2 protein-coding genes are annotated in these 1,158 nt (G+C 51.6%); both read right to left on the reverse strand.

The window, feature by feature from the left end:
* Nucleotides 1–166: 166 nt before the first annotated feature.
* On the reverse strand, nucleotides 167–391 hold the full coding sequence (locus DJ74_RS10990) for a hypothetical protein (protein WP_094525113.1): 225 nt from the start codon (nucleotides 389–391) through the stop codon (nucleotides 167–169).
* Nucleotides 392–854: 463 nt separating this feature from the next.
* The coding region (locus tag DJ74_RS10995) for a hypothetical protein (RefSeq protein ID WP_394338312.1) at nucleotides 855–1,158 on the reverse strand (304 nt) is incomplete at its 5' end.

Genomic DNA, 1,158 nt, shown 5'->3' on the forward strand with positions numbered 1-1,158 from the left:
TTCGCAACGCCGCGGCACACCACGAAGGAGCCGGTGTTGGTCACCTCACTTGGGTCTTGAATGTTAGCACGGAGGATACCCGGAATGACCGTAAGCGGTCGGATCCCGTACCAGCCGATCGCAAGACCGAGCGCGACGAAGCCGCTCCCGATGACCGTGTACAACATCAATGGGAGAGATATGGGTTGTCGAACCCATTAGAGCAGCAGTCGGCCGTCGACTTTGACCGCGAAGGATTCCCGTCTGCCTCAACGAGAGAGATAGCCGGAGCAAGTATCTCTAAGAACAGCTGTGGGATCTGGAGGACGGTGGCGACCGTCATCGGGACGGACAGTAGCAGTTGCTCACGGAGGAGCCGTGGGGCTTCTCGGAGGGGTTTGTGGAGGGCCATATCCCATGTATCCACGATAATCACATATAAAACGGGGGTACGATCCGAGCGAAACTGGTTGCGTCCAATATAAAAGCATAACCACGCATTCTTCGGGTAGCTCCGTCAGTTGGATTCGAGCGACTCGGCCCACTTGACGAAGTTGGCGAAGACGACCATCACCACGATGAAGAACACGACGAACACCCCGCCGTGTATGAAGTTGAACTGTCCTGAGAAGGCCAGAGAAACGAAGCTACTGCGGCGATAGTTCCTGACAGGTACATGCGCAATTGAGTCTCCATACGTCTGAGACGACTCACTGGTGAATAAATGTATGTGAGAAAACAGGATGCAACTATGTTGAGATGGCTCTGTTGAAATCCTATTTTCCAGAGATATTATCACCTGAAACGTCTGGTCGCTGAAGAGTGCTTATTGATCAGTGATGGTTCTGCCAGTTCAAAGAGGCTATACGACTGACTCAGTCAAATTCGGGTGCAAAATCCTCGTCGAGCTCATCCGCAAGTTCGCCACCGCGAAGCCAAGTGATTTGCCAATTGTCGAATCCATATTGTGGGAGTAACGATTCGGCCGCTTCACCAAGTGGGATGTCGTTCGTTACGAGTATCACCTCATCCACAGTATCATTACGAAGCAGTTCAAGCGCAAATCCGATCATTTCCGTATCCGCTTTTTCTACGAGATCCTCTGATCGGTTACTGGCAGAACCATCACTGATCAATAAGCACTCTTCAGCGACCAGACGTTTCAGGTGATAATATCTC

The sequence above is a fragment of the Halorubrum sp. Ea8 genome (assembly GCF_002252925.1).
Lineage (GTDB): Archaea > Halobacteriota > Halobacteria > Halobacteriales > Haloferacaceae > Halorubrum.

Bases quoted from the DNA above. Each gene is read 5' to 3' on its own strand.
- DJ74_RS10990 (WP_094525113.1), bottom strand. From the start codon at position 391: ATGGCCCTCCACAAACCCCTCCGAGAAGCCCCACGGCTCCTCCGTGAG.